The sequence below is a fragment of the Pseudomonas sp. K5002 genome (genome assembly GCF_013386655.1).
Classification (GTDB): Bacteria; Pseudomonadota; Gammaproteobacteria; order Pseudomonadales; family Pseudomonadaceae; genus Aquipseudomonas.
The window spans coordinates 1-849 of record NZ_JACARK010001574.1; the positions used below are offsets into that span (position 1 = coordinate 1).

The 849-nt window shown below is 65.4% G+C and carries 1 protein-coding gene; it reads right to left on the minus strand.

Features of this window, described 5'->3' with window-relative positions:
• The coding region (locus HX846_RS38025) for an MFS transporter (RefSeq protein WP_178967558.1) at positions 1 to 849 on the minus strand (849 nt) is incomplete at both ends.

Genomic DNA, 849 nt, shown 5'->3' on the forward strand with positions numbered 1-849 from the left:
TGGGCAATCACGCTGCCGCCCACCCAGGCGCCGAGGGCGTTGCCGATGTTGAAGGCGCCGATGTTCAAGGTGGACACCAGGTTCGGTGCGGCCTTGCCGAAGGTCACCACGTTGATCTGCAGTGCCGGTACGGCGGCAAACGAGGCGGTGGCCCAGAGAAACAGGGTGATTTCAGTCGGGATCACGGCGACGCTGGTCCAGGTCAGGACGGTGGACACCACCGCCATGCTGATGAACACGCCGATCAGGGTGGCAGCCAGGCGCTTGTCTGCCAGCTTGCCGCCGATGATGTTGCCGACGGTCAGGCCCAGGCCGATCAGCAGCAGGGTCCAGGTCACGCCTTTGGGCGAAACACCGGTGACGTCCCCCAGCAGCGGCGCGACGTAGGTGAAGAGGGTGAACATCGAGGCAGCGAACAGCGCGGTCATGCTCAGCGACAGCCAGATGCCGGCGCCTTTGAGTGCTCTGAGCTCGGCGCGCATGTCGAGTTTTTCCTCGTCACGCTTGGCCGGCAGGAAGCGGATCAGGCCGATCAGGGCGATCACCCCAATCACCGTCACGGCCCAGAAGGTCGAGCGCCAGCCGGCTTCCTGACCCAGCGCGGTGCCCAGCGGTACGCCGAGCACGTTGGCCAGGGTCAGTCCGGTGAACATCAGCGCCACGGCCGAAGCACGCTTGTTGGCCGGCACCAGGTTGGCGGCGACCACCGATCCGATACCGAAGAAGGCGCCGTGGCACAGCGCGGTGACCACACGGGCAAACATCAGCACGTTGTAGTCGCTGGCCAGGGCGCAGAGCAGGTTGCCGATGATAAAGATGCCCATCAACGCTACCAGGGCGGCCTTGCGC